Below are 15,681 nucleotides of genomic sequence, written 5' to 3'. Positions count from 1 at the left end.
ATGTGCCAGCTTTTTTTGATATGTAATGAATAATGACTGCCAATACCGATCCTTATATTGAAATTCGTCCTTACAATGACGAAGAAATTCCAGCAGCGCTGGATCGTCTAATCCAAGATGATGAATTTATCACTGCGATTCTCGATCACCGTTTTGAAAACAAAGCGAAATGGTTCAAAACGCTCATGAGTCCGTTCCTTCGCATTTACCTAAAAGCGAAGTGGAGCAAACTTGACTCCGTAGAAGCGATCCAAATCGAGGTGAAAAAATACCTTCAAGATACGTTGAATAAGACAACGGATGGCGTCACGTTCTCTGGTTTAGACAAACTGGATAAAAACACCTCCTACTTATTCGTGTCTAACCATCGCGATATCGCAATGGATCCCGCTTTAGTTAACTACGGTTTGTACCAAAGTGGTCACCGCACTGTGCGTATTGCAATCGGCGATAATTTGCTGAAAAAACCGTGTGCGACAGAGCTGATGCGTTTGAACAAGAGCTTTATTGTTAAGCGTTCTGCAAAAGCGACGCGCTTGGACAGTTGTCTGGCTACATCAAACACTCGCTGGATACGGGTAACTCTATTTGGATTGCTCAAAAAGAAGGGCGCGCAAAAGACGGTAACGATTTTACAGATCCTGCGATCTTAAAAATGTTCCACGTTGAAGGTCGCAAGCAAAAGGTCGCGTTTGGCGAGTACATGCGCTCGTTAAAAATTGTGCCGGTCTCGATTGCTTACGAGAACGATCCATGTGACATCGCTAAGGCAAAAGAGCTATTTGAGAAAGCAGAAAACGGCCGTTATGAAAAAGGCGAGTTTGAAGACATCGAAAGCATCATCCAAGGCATTGTTGGTTACAAAGGCCGTGTTCATGTGGCATTTGGTGACGTGATTGAGCAAGAGTTTGAAACGCCTGAATCGCTAGCGAACGAAATCGACCGTCAGATCCACGAGAACTATAAGTTGTATCCGATCAACTTGCTCGCTGCAGGTCGTGAAGATTCAAGCATTATTACAGAAGCGGTGAAACGTCAGCTTGCTGATAAGCTAGAACAGCTACCAGAAGGCGCAAGACCGTATCTTGTTGCGAGCTACGCTAACCCAGTGAATAACCAAGATTAGTCGCTGTGTATGCTGCCCAAATGAGTTGGGCGCATTCCAACTACTCCAATGAAAAACACCTCGTATTGAACGAGGTGTTTTTGTCTCTGCGTATCTTTTTTTGTCTATCCAATTAGCGCGCGACTGCGCCACCTAAGGTCAGATTCTTTGGCCACTTGATTATCTTATTGCCACCCAAAAAGATGTTGCCTTTTACCGTCATTGTGTCGGGAAACTCGGTCAGGGCCGAACCACCAATGTAGAGGTTGCCATCGACCACCAAGCCTTCTGGTAGCGCTTTCAGTGGCGTTCGGATCACACTCAAATCACCTTTTACTCGAAGTTTTGCCGGAAGTGTTTTTAACGGAGTATCGGTCAGGTTCAAATACCCTCCCAGCTTTACCCCTTTGGGCCAGCTTTCAATCTTACTACCAAGTAAGTTAGCGTAACCTTTGATTTTTACTCCCGACTTGATTGTTTTCAGGGCGCTATTTTTCGCGTCCAAGCTGCCACCAATATCTAAGCCCTTAGGCAGCTGAGTAATTGGCGTTTGGGAAATGTCCACATTCCCTTTTATGACCAAGTCAGATGGGAGTTCAGTGTATGGCTTGTTTCGAAGATCTAGATTGCCATAGTTGTCGATATGGCCAAATTTGGAATAGTAATCGAGCTCGTAAGCACTAGGAGACGAGCTAAATGCAATTAACGCGAGGGCGAAAGGGATGAAACGCATAACGATTACTTTCCAATAAAAAACGATAAAAGCATAACCTAAAGAGTCAGTGACGGCTATATCGGCCTGAGCCTAACTCGCCGTTGTTCGTAACGACGTGGAGGAATATCTGGGAATGAGAAGTAAGAACAAATTGCTAGAATATGAGATTCTGCCAAGAACTTGAAATACTTCCTTGCTAGTATTGTTCGGGCATAAGGGGATATTCATGAAGTTTAAAAGAGTTTCTATTTTTACTCTGAGCGCCATGGTCGCGCTATTGTCTGGTTCAGTTTTTGCCAAATCTTACAGTACGCCGGAGTCAAAGGCTTTGGTGGTTGCTGATGGTAAAATAGGCCAGCGAATTTGTTACTACGAAGATAAAGCCTATACCGCTGGTGCGGTAATCAAAGTCGAAGATGTGCTTTTGGTGTGCTCTGATGAAAACGACTACGAAACCAATGGGTCGTTAAAGTGGGTTGTGTTGAAGCAAAAGAAGTGATTTAGATAAGAATAAAGCGAGCTCGTTGCTCGCTTTAAATTGAATTAACGCGCTAGAGAGCGAGTTTTCAGTTCAAAAATAAGCTTTTCTGCACTTACTTCAAACTTGAATCGAGCGGTTAGCTCTTTAGATTCTTCTGTCAGCTCTGACACATTGTATTCAACGCCAGCGCAGACTGATTTAGCTAGTTCGATGTATTTCGCTAACTCAGACTCTAATGCATCTTTAGTCTCTGCGAAAATCGTTACGTCAGCAACCTCGTCGCCTTCTTTGATGATGAAACCAATCTCACCAGCACAGCCACAAGCTTCACATACTTGGCTTTCTTCTAATTCGACACTCATAACGAATCCTCTTGTAAAAACTAAGGGTATTCTAGCAGGTATTTGATCTGTATCTACAAAAATGAGCAGTTTCGTATAAAAATACAACAGTATGTTGTTTTGTTAATTGCCGGTTAACGGTTGGGTGAGTAAGTCAACAATAACGTTAATGTGATATGTATCAACATTTAAGAGCAATTAACCAACATACTAACGAGATTTGGGCCAGGCCAGTTGAACTAGGGGTAAATTTATAAGACTATTTCTTGATTGATTATTTCTACATAATTATCATTCTTGGTCTTTGAATAGTTTCAATGAATAATTTGGCGCAAGGTTTTGATGCAATTCACTTTTCGCCTGATTTTAAGCGACGTGTATTGACACAAATATCACCGTAAATTGCACGTTACGCAGTGCAATTTCGTTATGATTGAGGGCCTAACGTTACGTTAGGAAAGCACAGTACATAATGCTGAGGATGATTTCATTCTGGCCTCATTTAATTGTGAGTTAGATGGATTTACAAAGAGAAGAGCTTAAGTATGCCAAAGCGTAGTAAAGAAGATACCGAAATCACTATCCAGAAGATCATGGATGCCGTTGTTGATCAATTGCTAAGACTTGGTTACGACAAAATGTCGTATACGACGTTGAGTCAGCAGACAGGTGTATCGCGTACAGGTATTAGCCACCATTTTCCTAAGAAAACGGACTTCACCGCAGCACTAGATGGTCGTATCTTTAAAATGTTTATCGAACATCTAGAGTTCGAAAAAGGTTTAGATGCGTTTTCACAGAGCTGGATTAAAGCTTTAGAAGACTCTGAATTCTTAGCGATTTTACGACTACTATTCCATCACATTGTTACGTCTGAAAGCGCTCACGAATTTGCAGCAAATGGCATTGATCGTCTGTACAAGATGGTAGAAAGCCAGTTTGGCTCAGGTGGAGATAAAGAACTGGAATGGTTGATTGGACGCTCGCTGATTCAAATGAGCAAATAATCAAAAATTACAAAAAGCCCCGCTAATTATTAGCGGGGCTTTTGCGTTTCTGAGGGGAAATTTAAACAAGTGAGTGGCAGACTGGCTAGTGCTCGAAAGCGCTTCTTAAAGAGGCTCTGCGCCTCTTTAAGCTATGCCGCAGCGTGGACTTGAGGAAAGTCCAGAGTCGGGTGTTTTGTCACGATAGATCGATACCCATAAACTTGTTCAATACGTTCGGGCGTTAGGGCTTGCCAAGGGTTGTTATCGCATACAAGTTTGCCGTTATGGAGCAACACCAGTCGGTCTGCGTATTGTGAGGCTAAGTTCAAGTCATGTAATACGACAACCACCGCAGCGTTCTGCGCTTTTGCCGCCTCACGAGCAATTTTAAGCGTGTTGTGCTGGTGGGCGAGATCCAGTGCCGACGTAGGTTCGTCCAACATCAGAATCTTTTTGTCACCAGATTGATGCAGTTGCGTTAGCACTCGAGCCAAGTGCAAACGTTGTTTCTCTCCGCCTGAGAGGGCAGGGTACAAGCTTTCCGCTAAGTGCAGAACATCGGTTTTTTGCATGTAGTGTAGGGCAAGCTCAGTCGTTTCTTTGTTTGAAAGTGACAAAGGGATCGCGCCGAGTTCGACCACCTCTCGTGCCAAAAATGGAAAAGTGAGCGTGCTGTGCTGTGGCAGCATAGCGAGGTGCTTTGCTATGTCTTTAGGTTTCCAGGCTTCTTTAGGCTCGCCAAAATAGTCAATCTCGTTGTGTGATGGAATCTCACCACACAAAAGTTTAAGTAGTGTACTTTTCCCCGCGCCGTTTGGCCCCAATAACGCCGTCACTTCGCCGGTACGAATATCGATGCTGATGTCATCAAGTACTACTCGATGGCCGTATTTCATTGAAATATTCCGGCCAGATAAAACCACGTGATTCATTACAGAATCTTCCCTCTTTGCTGGAACAGTAAGTAGATGAAAAATGGCGCACCGATGAGCGCTGTTACGATTCCGACAGGTAATTCGGCTGGTGCTAATAACACTCGCGCGATCATGTCTGCACAGGTCAGCAGCAAAGCCCCTAATAACGCCGAAATAGGTAACAGTGTGCGATGATCTGGGCCTGCTAGCATGCGTCCGAGATGTGGGATAACCAAACCGATAAAGCCGATTGCCCCGCAGATACTTACTGTGACACCAACGCCTACGGCGGAAAGCAGAATGAGCTGACGCTTCAATTTTTGTACCGGAACGCCCAAGTGGCGAGCTTCTGATTCACCAAGTAATAATGCGTTTAAAGACATGGCTTTTTTGTGAAACCAGAAAAGTAACGCCACGAGAGTCACAGAAGCTAAGCCAATGCCTGCCCAGTTTGCACCCGCAAGCGAACCCATCGACCACAACGTTAAATCGCGCAGCATTTGGTCATCCGCAGAAAAGTTGAGAAAGCCGATCGCGGCACCTGAAAGTGCACTGATCGCCACGCCAGCGAGCAGCATGATCGTGACGGACGTACCAAACTTATTCGTACCGAGCCAGTACACCAGCACCGTTGTCAGAGCACCGCCCAGAAAAGCAAATAATGGCAACGCTGCTAAGTTCATGAGTTGAGGATGGTTTTGGCTAAACTCAGCAAAAACGACGATGGCAAAAGCGCCGCCCAACGCCGCCCCAGCAGAAACCCCGATAATGCCGGGTTCTGCCAATGGGTTTCGGAAAAGCCCTTGCATGACCACCCCACAAATCGCGAGGATTGCGCCGATGAACATACACAAAATCGTACGAGGCAGGCGTATCTCATTGATAACGAGTTGAATGTGTGGTGCCAGCTCTGAATGTGCGCCAACTAAGCCGCGCAGACTGTCTGTGAAACTGATGTTCATCGGGCCGACGGTTATAGAAGCGATGGCGATAAACGCTAAAAATCCAGACAGCGTAATCAGCGTGGTTGATAAAGGAATACGTCGTAACAGCATCTAAAATCTCTATGGGTAAAGCAAGGTATTGAGACGTTTAGCCTCTGACAGGCTTTTAAGTCCCAAACCGCCAACCAAAGCGTGTCCATCAATGGTGATGATGTTCTTTGTCTGGCCTGCTGGTGTTGCTGCAAGTAACGGCATCGCCTTTAAAATGGCGTCTGCACCGCCCATGGTCTCATAGCTGCGGCCACTAACTAAAATGACATCGGGTTGCATCTCTACCATCGCTTCGGTTGACAGTGGTTTGTAAGAGGTCAGTTTTTTCGCCGCAGGATTATCACCGCCTGCTAACGCGATGATGGCGTCTGGCGTGGTATCCAAGCCTGCAACATTGGCTGGGCGACCTTCGTGAATAAGCAAAAACAGCACTTTCTTTTTAGCAGAAGGTGCAGGCTGATTCGCTTGCAAAGATTCGACTTGCGTTTTTACCTCTTGCTTCAAGTTTGCTGCTTGAGACTCACGGTTCATGATCGTTGCAATCTGGTCGATACGATGCAAAAGCCCGTTAACGTTGGCTTCTGTATTGACTATCTCGACATCCACACCTGCCGACTTTAGTTGATTTAAGGTGGTAGTTGGTCCCATCTCATCAGAGCCAATTAACTTGGTTGGGCTCAGTGCCAACAACCCCTCTGCTGAAAGTCGGCGATGATACCCAACGTCGGGTAACTCCATGCCTTGCGGCAAAGTACTGGTTACATCAACGGCGACCAAGCTGTCTTTCGCATCGAGCGCAAGTAATAGTTCGGTAACGGCGCTGCCCGCACTGACGACGCGTTCTGAGGTCGGGGCGTTGTTGGCAAAAAGGTTCGTGCTTGCAAGTAACAGAGCGGCAGCAGTCAACGCAGTGCGCATTGGTGATAATGTGTTCTTCATGAAAATGTTCTCAGTTTTATGTTCTTGTTATGGCGACTCTTCAGTGAGCAATTGAGTCGCCTGAATTCCGTTTTCTTGCAAAAAGCCAAGAAGCTGAACAAGTGATTGAATATTGGCTGTTTTTTCTGCACCAATCACAATAGGTTTATCGGTCGATTTACTCTCTTCTAGCAGCGCGAGAGTGAAGTTTTCCCAATCAATGTACGTTTGTCCGTTGATCGCCCAATAAGGCTCATCCTTGAGGATATTAACGGTAATCGACTGCTTATCGACCTCAGCAACGGCCTGAGAGTCGGTGCTTGGCAGCGCGACATCTAATGAATCGAGTTTGACTGCGGCGGTAAGCATCAAGAAAACCATCACAATAAAAATCATGTCTAACAGCGGTGTTAAATCTGGTGTTAAGCCGTTGCGGTTATTGTCCTGTGGTACTTTGATCATGAAGCTTTCGCCTCAGCCGTTTTGGTGATACTTGCCGTTGTTTTTGTTTTTTCTGGAGACACGTGCTGCAGGGAAATGCCTTCAAGCCACAAATTCACGTAGTTGAGAGTATGCTCAAGTTTGGCGAGTACGCGGTCAGCCCACAAACCGATGATTTGTGCGCCAGAAATAGCGGGTAGGGCGATGATCAAGCCTGCGGCCGTTGTGCGCATGGCTAAACCCAAGCCGTCGGCCAAATCGTTAGGTGTGATGTTCCCAGTTGAAACCGCAATGCCTTTAAACATCTCAATCAATCCCAATACTGTGCCGAGAAGACCAATTAGCGGGCTGATTACGCCGATCAACGTCAGAAGGCGAAGACCAGAATGCAGTTGATGACGCTTTTCTTGCAGCCACATGCCCGCCGCGTCTTCACGCAGCGATTTAGCGAATGAGTGGTGAGCCAATAGCATTGCTACACCGCGATAAAGCAAAGGACGCTTGCCCGACAACTCATCGGCCAGCGCTTCAATATCTCGGCTGTTGGTTGGGTCTAGACTAGCCAAATGTTGACGAATGGCACTTTTGCCAACGCCAAGACTGATGAATACTTGGAAGAGTCGTTCTGCAATGATCATGACGGTGAGTGCCGAGCAAATGATCAAAGGCCATGTCATAAGACCGAACTGAGTTTGTAATTCTTGTAGTTGTTCCATTATCCTTCCAACTTAAAACGAACTGGTATTTGTACTCGGTGAGCCACTTTTAGCCCGCCTAAAATATGTGGTGTAAATTGCCATTGTTTAATGGCTCGCAGTGCTGAGGCATCCAGCGACTCGGCGCCAGATGATTCAAGCAAAACATGTTTGATTTGGTTGCCATTTTCATCGAGCCATACCTCATACAAGGCTGCGCCTTCGATACCGCGCCTTTGCGCAGACCTTGGATAGCGGGGCTGCGTTGGTTGACTCACAAACGTTGGTTTGTCGACCAAAATAGGCTGAGACGTTGCCCCTTTGGATTGGCTCGCTGATGCAGTTTGCTGAGTAACCGTATCTTTCTTCACCGGTTCTATTTTTTTCTTCGGTTCGGCTTTGGGCTGAGTTTCTTGCTTGGCAACCGTTTTGGTTGGTTCCACTTTCTTAGGTTGCTTAATTGGCTCTGGCTTTTTCTCGACCACCTTTTTCTTCACCGCCTCTTTTTTGACAACCTGCTTCTTAACGATCTTCTTTTCAGGCTCAGGCTGCTTTTGAGGCTGTGGCTCTTTTGGTGGTTCCACATTCTCTGGTGTGGGCTTTTCGAGCGTTGGCGGTGGTGCAGATACAAGGTTGAGGCTTACCGAGCTTGCTGGGTTTCCAGCAGGCATTGCGAACACTTTGTTCTCTTGCGAGACAAAAAGAAGTGCGGCATGAATGACGAGAGAGGCGCCTCCTGCAATGACATATCTTTGTACGTTCACGGGTTATTCTCGGTAGAACTATGAAAACTTGAGGCGATTATTACTTACAATCGAAATAAGATCAATTATCAATTGCATTATCATTACGGTCAAATTATGATCCTTGCAGTTTTTTTGAGATTAGCCTCTATCCCTTATGTGGTGGGGTTTAAGTGAGTATATATGAGCGTCGATATTGATAAATTTGACGAATCAGTTCTGGGCAGCGATAGCCCTGACCCCCTGAGATTTGCTTTTGTGAAGAAGCACTCGGCTCATGCTGGCGGAGCGAGTGTGCCAGTACCGCCACTTCAACAAGCAGGGCTTTTGTCGAGCATTACTTCTGACCAAAACGTGAGAAACAACAAACGCTGTTTGTACATTCACGTACCATTTTGCCGTGTTCGCTGCACTTTTTGTAACTTCTTTCAGAATGCGGCCAGTCGCAAACTTGTCGATGAGTACTTCGCTGCTTTAATGCAGGATTTGAAGGAGAAAGCAGCGCTTCCTTGGACGCAAAGCGGCATCTTCCATGCGGTTTACATTGGTGGTGGAACGCCGACCGATCTTTCTCCCGAACAAGTTCGCGTGCTGGGGCAGGCCATTCATGATTATTTCCCTCTCGCGTCTGATTGCGAAATTACTTTAGAAGGGCGCATCAATCGTTTTTCCGATGAGTTGTATCAAGGTGCGTTAGATGGCGGGTTTAATCGCTTCTCTTTTGGCGTGCAGAGCTTCAACACTCAAGTTCGTCGCAGTGCAAAGCGTCTTGATGATAGAGAAGACGTACTTAAACGCGTTTCGGAACTGGCGAAGGAAGACAAAATCCCAGTCATCATCGACTTGTTGTACGGCTTGCCTTATCAAACCAAAGAAATACTTGAACAAGATCTTAACGATTTTATGTCGACAGGCGCGCATGGCTTGGATTTGTATCAGTTGGTCGTGGGTGGAACTGCGCCAATGCTCAATCTCGTTGAAAAAGGCAAGATCCCCCCACCAGCGACGACGCCAGAGAAAGCGGGCATGTATGAGCTGGGTGTGAACTTTATGGCGAAGCACCATATGAAGCAGTTGAGCGTGAACCACTGGGCCGTCGATAACCGTGAGCGTAGCCTATACAACAGCTTAGCCAAGACGTACGCAGAAGTGTTGCCGATTGGATGCGGTGCTGGTGGCAGCATTGGCGTCTACGGGATGATGCTGCACCGTACTTTAGACACCTACATCAAAGCGGTGAATGAAGGGCAAAGTACGATTGCGATGATGATGAAGCACAGCCCATTAGAGCCATTATTTGCAGCGCTAAAATCCGGGTTTGACCGCGGCATTGTTCAGGCAAGTAAATTGCCGGTGTTTATGGGTAGCGATACGTTCGATTTTCTCATGCCGCTGTTTAAAGTATGGCAAGACAAAGGCTTAGTTGAGCTTCAAGAGCGAAGCTTAGTGCTTACTTTAGCGGGCAGTTTTTGGGCCGTTTCGTTAGCGCAAGCCTGTATTCAGGTACTGACATCAGAGATGAACGAAAGCGTGCCAAAAGTATCCAATAATTAATGAAGACAAATTGAAGAAAAGATGGAAAACAAAATGGAATCAATCAAGCAACAGGTAGAAGCTCTATTGGAACAAGAACCTCAACTTCTGCCTGCCGCAATGGCAGAGCGTTTAGGTGTGACAGAATTTGATGTTGTCGCAACACTGCCGCAAGAGATGGTTGCGATTGCTCCGGGCGAACAAGTGCAGACAATCCTTGAAAGCCTAGTTGGCTTTGGCCCAGTGACGACGATCGTACACTCCTTCGGATCCATTTTCGAAGTGAAAGCGCCTTTTCCGAAAGGGAAAGTTGCGCGTGGTTATTACAACCTAATGGGGCGAGAAGGTGAACTGCATGGTCACCTCAAATTGGATAACGTGAAAAATATCGCGCTGGTCAGTAAACCGTTTATGGGACGTGAAAGTCACTACTTTGGCTTTTTCTCTGAATGCGGCAGCAATATCTTCAAAGTGTACTTAGGGCGTGACGAAAAACGCGAACTTATTGCTGAGCAGGTAACGGCGTTTCGTGCCATGCAAGCTGAGCTAAATCAGTAACAAAGACAGCCAGTCGTCGCGGCTTTTACGTTCAAGAACGTGAGAAGTCGCGACCACGAACATACATAACCGAACTAGAATTCGGGACAAATAAATAGAAATAAAGTCAGGTATCAATATGGATCAACAAGTTAAACAAGAGCGTTTGCAAGGCCGTCTAGGGCCAGAGATTAAGGAATTTCGTCAGGAGCGCCGTACTTTACAGCTTGCAACGGTAGACAGCGAAGGCCGTCCGAACGTAAGTTACGCGCCTTATGTTCAGAATCAGGAAGGTTACTTCGTTTTGATCTCTCAGATTGCTCGCCATGCTCGAAATCTGCTAGAAAATCCAAACGTTTCACTGATGATGATCGAAGATGAAGATTCATCTAAACAGCTTTTCGCACGTAAGCGTCTGACGTTTGATGCGGTCGCAACGGTTGTTGAGCGTGATACTGAAATGTGGCAATTGGTCGTTGGTCAGATGAAAGCGCGTTTCGGTGACATCATCGACGGTCTAAGCCAGCTTGAAGACTTTGTACTGTTCAACCTTAAAGCTGAGAAAGGTTTGTTCGTAAAAGGGTTCGGTCAAGCGTATCAAGTCTCAGGCGATGACTTGGTTGATTTTGTGCATCTACAAGAAGGCCACAAGAAAATCGAAAACGCCTAATGCGGACGTCGTTTTTATGATTGCTAGGAGGGAGTTAGGTTATACTGGCTCCCTTTTTTACATTGGAACAACAGCATGAGACCTGTAAGCAAGGAACTGAGCGAGATCTGTTATCCCTTTATTTACGAAGACAGCCCTGTGTGCGATTTCGAGATCACCGCAGACGAGTTGTGCAGCCGGATTGGGTTGGTGCTGTCGATGGAATTGGACGACTTCAGTCGAGATATTCTCACGCGCCTTCAGCCTAATGTTTACCATCTCAATGGTTCGGTGCGTGGCAAGTTAGCGATTACAGAATCGGAAGTTGAAGAGCTGAAAGCAGACTATGAGGCCATAAAAGCGCGCATAGACGGTGGTTTTAAAGGTTTTGTGCTGCCCGGTGGCCATGCTACGTCTAGTCAACTCCATTTGTGCCGCTGCCAAGCAAAGAAAACCGTTCGAGCACTCGTCGCGATAGAGCATGCTGGGAAAAAGCAACCAGCGCCGATTCTGTTTCGTTACGCCAACTTAATGGCCAATGTCATTTACAGTTTGGCTTCCTACATAAATCATGTTTACCAAGTGGAAGAAACTGAGTTTGTGTCTCGCAGCTACGCTATGCCAAAGAAGTAAACGCTGTAAACAAGTCGCTTTAGTACACGTGCCTTAAGCGTCGCAGTGTCATCAATAGTCAGCAATAAATCGTTGAAATGACGACAAAGTGATAACGATTTCGAGTGAACACAAAGCCACATATTATGTTCAGTTAAACGTTAAGAAGCCATGGCATTGGCTTCTAGCTCTTTTGCCCCGCGGAGCATAGCTTCGATGAGCTCACCAGCATTAAACTTTTCTAACGCTTCGTGAGCGCCAACTTGATGCGCTCTATCGACACAAATCTCACTCGACAGTGAAGTATGCAGAATGCGGTACGAGTGATTAAGAGCTGAGTCATTTTGCACTTCAAACGCTAACTCGTAACCATCCAATCCCGGCATTTCAATATCACTGACCAAAATATCTATTGGGCGATTTGCTTCTGCCTCATTTTTCATCAACTGCAGCGCATCTGAGCCATTTTTACAAATTTGATAGGAGATATTGATGCTATCTAGCGCGTCACTTAATTGCTTACGCGCAATCGACGAGTCATCCACCAACAAGATATTCAGTGCTTTGAGACGTTCACGCTCTACATCCGTCAGCATCGGGATATTCCCGTTTTCATACTGCGGATAAATTTTAGAAAGCAGCAGCTCGACATCGAGCATTTGAACTGTTTGATCGCCATAACGAGTGATACCCGTTACGAAGATGTTTTTTCCAGCACTTGCTGGTGGCGTTTCAATGGCTTTCCAATCACATTCGATGATCTTCTCTATGCTACGAACCATAAACGCAACCACAGTGCGTAAACAGTCGGTCACGATGAGGTAGCAGTTTTTGTATTCTTCTTGCGTAATTGGGCGAAAGCCAACCGCAGCGGACATGTCGATAACAGGAACGGTGAGATCACGAATGGTCACCGTACCAATCACATGGTGATGGGAGTACGGGATTTTTGTGGTTGGCATGTAGGGTACAATTTCACGAACTTTAAGTGTCCCTATTGCGAAGTTTTGTTGCAGGGTGAGCTTAAACATCAACATACCCTGAGATTGATTCGCCTTACTAACGACTTTTGCCATGAAATAACCTTATAAATGCCACCGATTTGTGCCTAATCATATCTTATAAAGCGACAGCTTCAACCGTATAGGAAGTAAATGTGAGCTTTTTAAGCAATCTCTTTATAAATCGAGGTCAATATTACCCGCGTTGCACAGGTTTTCATCATCTAGCCAAGTGTTTTGGGGGCAAGCCATGGCCTAAAATGGGTAAGGTGGAGAAATGTTTGGCGCAAATCGGTGTATTCGGTAAACTTGCGCCACCAGAATAGTGAGAGATAAACATATGGCAAACACAGCAGCCGCATTGCACATTCTTGTTAAGCACAAAGAACAAGCTGAAGACATCATCAAGCAACTGAAAAAAGGCGCTAAATTCCAAACACTAGCGAAAAAATATTCAACTTGCCCGTCTGGCAAACGTGGTGGTGACCTCGGTGAGTTCCGTCGCGGTCAAATGGTGCCTCAATTCGACAAAGTTTGTTTTTCTGGTGAAGTGTTAACTCCGTACTTAGTCAAAACAAAATTTGGCTGGCATGTGGTCAAGGTTCTCTACAGAACATAGCCTCTACCCAGAGCTCATGAGCTGACTTTCGAGTTTCTCGAACGCCAGTACATACGAGCAGAAATCATGGTAAGCACGAATTGGCTTGCCATGATTCATTTATTCTTGCCCAAAATCACTCAGAGTCAGAAACTCTATTTAATTCCTTTCACACTATTAGTTCTAATGGCTTCAAGCTGACTGCAAAATAGACAACGTACCTCAATAGCAACCCTTACGTTCCCCAAAAACTTAGTCTTTAACAAATATAAGTTGGAGCGACGACCGTTCTCCCTTTGACTTACCTTGAGAAAACAACTCATACAAGATCAACGCACACTAATGTATTGTTAAATTAATGTTTAATAAGTGGGAGTTTTGTTGCTCTTTTACTAATGTCTAATATTCCTATCGGTAGCAACACATGCTTAATAAGTGCAAATCAATAAAGGTGCTCGATAGCAGCTAGGGTGTGGTCTCGTATTGGTCGAAGGTTTGTGTACCTCGCGAAACTCTAGTTGAGATGGTTCAGCTTTGAAACGTAAAAAAGGATAACTCAATGTCTGACTCAAGTAAGACTTTTTACAGGGATGTGCGCAAGAAACCGCATGAATTTGAAAGCCGAGAAGACTTTCTAAACCATGATTTAACCGTCATGAGCTTTCGTCGCTGGGGTATTCATTTGCCATCGCGTGATTACAGTATTGAAATCGAAGATTGGGTACCAGCGTTAGCCGCCACCATAGGAAAAGTGGTTATGGTGACCGCCATGGTTGCGGCCTTTGCCGCTCAGTTCGGTTTATCTCCGGAGTTCGTTGCAGAAAACGTGCGTTACGAACTGCTTATTGCAGGAGCTCTGTTCGTTATCCTGTTTTCCGCCATCCTAAACCCGAACGCAAACTTGGCCGGTACTCATGGCCCAATGATACCGCTGATTCCTATGATTGCTGCCGCTGGCGGGCATCCTCTGGCTCTCGGCTTGATGGTCTGTGCGTTTGGCTTAATTCTCGCTTTTACTAAAGGCGGTTCAAAACTCATGACCCTGACTGGCATTGGGGTTAGAGGTGGGTTGCTGATCTACCTTGGCGCAGTGGGATTGATCGGACAAATCAATAAGACAGAAGCGTGGGCTGCAAGTACCGACCAAGGTTACATCTCGTTTGTGGTCATTGGTCTAACGGTTATGGTTTATGCCTACTTAGCCAAGATCAACAAACGTTGGTTGGCTATCCCACTGTGTTCTGCGCTAGCGGGTATTGTCGCTTACGCGATGGGCGCTGAGTTTGCTTTTACCACTGAGCCTGGCCTGCCTAATTTCAGTCCATTCTACTGGTGGGGTGAAAATACCGGCTGGCAACTAGGTTGGCCAACTTTGGAGCACTTTATTGCTGTTACGCCATTTGCTCTATTAGCCGTCGCTATGTGGTCTCCTGACTACCTTGGGCATCGAGTTTTTCAAGAACTTAACTACCCAAAAGAAGCGAAAGGCGTACTAATGGATGTCGACGATACGATGGTCGGCGCGTCTATTCGTCAGGGGGTTGGTTCACTATTAGGTGGCGGTAACTTAGCCTCTTCTTGGGGCACGTACATGATTCCAGCCGCAATTGCCAAACGTCCTATTCCTGGTGGCGCGCTGTTAACTGGCTTAATGTGTATTGCTGCTGCGGTAATTGGTTACCCAATGGATCTCGCGATGTGGGAGCCTGTTTTACGCGTTGCGTTGATTGTCGGCGTGTTCTTACCACTTCTTGAAGCGGGTATGCAGATGATCCATAAGCATAAAGATTCACTCAGTGCGGGCATCTGTATTTTTGCTTGTGCATTCGTTAACCCAGTGTTCGGCTGGGCAATAACTATGCTGTTGGATAACCTCGGACTTATCGGTGATCATGAGCGCGCTAACGAACTATCGGGTAAAGATAAATACCTGATCCCTGGCGTGGCCTTTATCATTTGCGCTGGTTCCCTTGCTGTCGTTGGTCAACTTCCGGGTATTCCCGCTCTAATTAGCTAATAGACGCTCGTTCTAAAGGCATAGATGGTAACTATCTATGCCTTCTCTCGTTCCCACTCTACTCTTGTCCAAAGTCCATCGGATATTAGATAAGACTATTGGTTCACTTCTTTAGTGCTGAGTTCAACTCGATAAAGAGGGGGAAGCCAATTTTCACTTCAGCGCCATAGTCATTTGGAATTGGTGACTTGATGTTGATGTAATTTGTTTATGCCCCATTGTCATTTTCGCTCATAAAATCGCTTGCTCTTCTAGCTCCAAATTTTCCCCAATAAAATTCATCTGAAAGGAATGCAACTCACTTCGTAGTTGCTAATTAAAAATGATTAATTAGCAATTAACTGTCTGAGGGTATGCTGAAAATGATTTTGAGTCACTTCGGGACAAAAGAGTGACG

17 protein-coding genes and 1 pseudogene are annotated in these 15,681 nt (G+C 45.8%); 9 read left to right on the top strand and 9 right to left on the bottom strand.

Going from position 1 to position 15,681, the window contains the following annotated elements; all coding sequences use genetic code 11:
• Positions 1–32: 32 nt before the first annotated feature.
• A pseudogene (locus OU793_RS10530) lies at positions 33–1,126 on the top strand (1-acyl-sn-glycerol-3-phosphate acyltransferase).
• A gap of 112 nt (positions 1,127–1,238) precedes the next feature.
• On the opposite strand, the gene OU793_RS10525 reads toward OU793_RS10530, so the two are convergent.
• Positions 1,239–1,838, bottom strand: a complete 600-nt coding sequence (locus OU793_RS10525; protein ID WP_129147168.1) for a hypothetical protein — start codon at positions 1,836–1,838, stop codon at positions 1,239–1,241.
• 208 nt (positions 1,839–2,046) lie between these two features.
• On the opposite strand from OU793_RS10525, the gene OU793_RS10520 reads away from it, so the two are divergent.
• Complete coding sequence (locus OU793_RS10520; protein ID WP_140103780.1) at positions 2,047–2,319, top strand: YnjH family protein; 273 nt, start codon at positions 2,047–2,049, stop codon at positions 2,317–2,319.
• 44 nt (positions 2,320–2,363) lie between these two features.
• Here the strand turns inward: OU793_RS10520 and OU793_RS10515 are convergent, their stop codons facing one another.
• Positions 2,364–2,663 carry a YfcZ/YiiS family protein gene (locus OU793_RS10515; RefSeq protein ID WP_005488152.1) on the bottom strand — a complete coding sequence of 100 codons (300 nt, stop codon included), beginning with the start codon at positions 2,661–2,663 and terminating at the stop codon, positions 2,364–2,366.
• 524 nt (positions 2,664–3,187) lie between these two features.
• Between OU793_RS10515 and OU793_RS10510 the strand changes: the two genes are divergently transcribed.
• Complete coding sequence (locus OU793_RS10510) at positions 3,188–3,649, top strand: TetR/AcrR family transcriptional regulator (RefSeq protein ID WP_005481342.1); 462 nt, start codon at positions 3,188–3,190, stop codon at positions 3,647–3,649.
• Between the two features lie 131 nt (positions 3,650–3,780).
• Here the strand turns inward: OU793_RS10510 and OU793_RS10505 are convergent, their stop codons facing one another.
• The 6 genes from OU793_RS10505 to OU793_RS10480 are packed head-to-tail and all read right to left on the bottom strand — an operon-like array spanning position 3,781 to position 8,358.
• Positions 3,781–4,563: a heme ABC transporter ATP-binding protein gene (locus OU793_RS10505; protein ID WP_069490731.1), complete on the bottom strand. Its 783-nt coding sequence runs from the start codon at positions 4,561–4,563 to the stop codon at positions 3,781–3,783.
• A complete protein-coding gene (locus tag OU793_RS10500; RefSeq protein ID WP_069490729.1) occupies positions 4,563–5,600 on the bottom strand; it encodes an iron ABC transporter permease in 1,038 nt (345 codons plus the stop codon). Before OU793_RS10500 ends, OU793_RS10505 begins: the two co-directional genes overlap by 1 nt.
• 9 nt (positions 5,601–5,609) lie before the next feature.
• On the bottom strand, positions 5,610–6,479 hold the full coding sequence (locus OU793_RS10495) for a hemin ABC transporter substrate-binding protein (RefSeq protein WP_079857641.1): 870 nt from the start codon (positions 6,477–6,479) through the stop codon (positions 5,610–5,612).
• A 27-nt stretch (positions 6,480–6,506) separates the two neighbouring features.
• Complete coding sequence (locus OU793_RS10490) at positions 6,507–6,920, bottom strand: biopolymer transporter ExbD (protein ID WP_274647767.1); 414 nt, start codon at positions 6,918–6,920, stop codon at positions 6,507–6,509.
• Positions 6,917–7,615: a MotA/TolQ/ExbB proton channel family protein gene (locus OU793_RS10485; protein ID WP_021487040.1), complete on the bottom strand. Its 699-nt coding sequence runs from the start codon at positions 7,613–7,615 to the stop codon at positions 6,917–6,919. The genes OU793_RS10490 and OU793_RS10485 overlap by 4 nt, the downstream gene beginning before the upstream one ends.
• A complete protein-coding gene (locus OU793_RS10480; protein ID WP_025517877.1) occupies positions 7,615–8,358 on the bottom strand; it encodes an energy transducer TonB in 744 nt (247 codons plus the stop codon). Before OU793_RS10480 ends, OU793_RS10485 begins: the two co-directional genes overlap by 1 nt.
• A 162-nt stretch (positions 8,359–8,520) precedes the next feature.
• Here OU793_RS10480 and hutW point away from each other — a divergent pair, with 162 nt between their 5' ends.
• From hutW to OU793_RS10460, 4 genes are all read left to right on the top strand, one after another.
• A complete protein-coding gene (gene hutW, locus OU793_RS10475) occupies positions 8,521–9,891 on the top strand; it encodes a heme anaerobic degradation radical SAM methyltransferase ChuW/HutW (protein ID WP_140103779.1) in 1,371 nt (456 codons plus the stop codon).
• Between the two features lie 33 nt (positions 9,892–9,924).
• The gene (gene hutX, locus OU793_RS10470; protein WP_025507548.1) at positions 9,925–10,428 is read left to right on the top strand and encodes a heme utilization cystosolic carrier protein HutX; all 504 of its coding nucleotides are present in this window, start codon (positions 9,925–9,927) and stop codon (positions 10,426–10,428) included.
• A 118-nt stretch (positions 10,429–10,546) separates the two neighbouring features.
• A complete protein-coding gene (gene hutZ, locus OU793_RS10465; protein ID WP_005488117.1) occupies positions 10,547–11,077 on the top strand; it encodes a heme utilization protein HutZ in 531 nt (176 codons plus the stop codon).
• Positions 11,078–11,152: 75 nt separating this feature from the next.
• Positions 11,153–11,689, top strand: a complete 537-nt coding sequence (locus OU793_RS10460; RefSeq protein WP_025500720.1) for an ATP--cob(I)alamin adenosyltransferase — start codon at positions 11,153–11,155, stop codon at positions 11,687–11,689.
• Positions 11,690–11,829: 140 nt separating this feature from the next.
• Here the strand turns inward: OU793_RS10460 and OU793_RS10455 are convergent, their stop codons facing one another.
• Positions 11,830–12,744, bottom strand: a complete 915-nt coding sequence (locus OU793_RS10455; protein WP_140103778.1) for a chemotaxis protein — start codon at positions 12,742–12,744, stop codon at positions 11,830–11,832.
• A 265-nt stretch (positions 12,745–13,009) separates the two neighbouring features.
• Between OU793_RS10455 and ppiC the strand changes: the two genes are divergently transcribed.
• Together ppiC and OU793_RS10445 are read left to right on the top strand one after the other, a co-directional pair.
• Positions 13,010–13,288: a peptidylprolyl isomerase PpiC gene (gene ppiC / locus OU793_RS10450; RefSeq protein WP_140103776.1), complete on the top strand. Its 279-nt coding sequence runs from the start codon at positions 13,010–13,012 to the stop codon at positions 13,286–13,288.
• Positions 13,289–13,826: 538 nt separating this feature from the next.
• A complete protein-coding gene (locus tag OU793_RS10445) occupies positions 13,827–15,284 on the top strand; it encodes a DUF3360 domain-containing protein (RefSeq protein ID WP_005498234.1) in 1,458 nt (485 codons plus the stop codon).
• Positions 15,285–15,681 lie beyond the last annotated feature (397 nt).

Source organism: Vibrio sp. VP6, from assembly GCF_028823755.1.
Taxonomy (GTDB): Bacteria; Pseudomonadota; Gammaproteobacteria; order Enterobacterales; family Vibrionaceae; genus Vibrio; species Vibrio parahaemolyticus.
The sequence above is the reverse complement of the archived record's forward strand: the minus strand, read 5'-3'. Positions and strand labels throughout refer to the sequence as shown.

Coding starts and splice junctions, on each gene's coding strand:
- OU793_RS10525 (WP_129147168.1), bottom strand. CDS start 1,838: ATGCGTTTCATCCCTTTCGCCCTCGCGTTAATTGCATTTAGCTCGTCT.
- OU793_RS10520 (WP_140103780.1), top strand. CDS start 2,047: ATGAAGTTTAAAAGAGTTTCTATTTTTACTCTGAGCGCCATGGTCGCG.
- OU793_RS10515 (WP_005488152.1), bottom strand. CDS start 2,663: ATGAGTGTCGAATTAGAAGAAAGCCAAGTATGTGAAGCTTGTGGCTGT.
- OU793_RS10510 (WP_005481342.1), top strand. CDS start 3,188: ATGCCAAAGCGTAGTAAAGAAGATACCGAAATCACTATCCAGAAGATC.
- OU793_RS10505 (WP_069490731.1), bottom strand. CDS start 4,563: ATGAATCACGTGGTTTTATCTGGCCGGAATATTTCAATGAAATACGGC.
- OU793_RS10500 (WP_069490729.1), bottom strand. CDS start 5,600: ATGCTGTTACGACGTATTCCTTTATCAACCACGCTGATTACGCTGTCT.
- OU793_RS10495 (WP_079857641.1), bottom strand. CDS start 6,479: ATGAAGAACACATTATCACCAATGCGCACTGCGTTGACTGCTGCCGCT.
- OU793_RS10490 (WP_274647767.1), bottom strand. CDS start 6,920: ATGATCAAAGTACCACAGGACAATAACCGCAACGGCTTAACACCAGAT.
- OU793_RS10485 (WP_021487040.1), bottom strand. CDS start 7,615: ATGGAACAACTACAAGAATTACAAACTCAGTTCGGTCTTATGACATGG.
- hutW (WP_140103779.1), top strand. CDS start 8,521: ATGAGCGTCGATATTGATAAATTTGACGAATCAGTTCTGGGCAGCGAT.
- hutX (WP_025507548.1), top strand. CDS start 9,925: ATGGAATCAATCAAGCAACAGGTAGAAGCTCTATTGGAACAAGAACCT.
- hutZ (WP_005488117.1), top strand. CDS start 10,547: ATGGATCAACAAGTTAAACAAGAGCGTTTGCAAGGCCGTCTAGGGCCA.
- OU793_RS10460 (WP_025500720.1), top strand. CDS start 11,153: ATGAGACCTGTAAGCAAGGAACTGAGCGAGATCTGTTATCCCTTTATT.
- OU793_RS10455 (WP_140103778.1), bottom strand. CDS start 12,744: ATGGCAAAAGTCGTTAGTAAGGCGAATCAATCTCAGGGTATGTTGATG.
- ppiC (WP_140103776.1), top strand. CDS start 13,010: ATGGCAAACACAGCAGCCGCATTGCACATTCTTGTTAAGCACAAAGAA.
- OU793_RS10445 (WP_005498234.1), top strand. CDS start 13,827: ATGTCTGACTCAAGTAAGACTTTTTACAGGGATGTGCGCAAGAAACCG.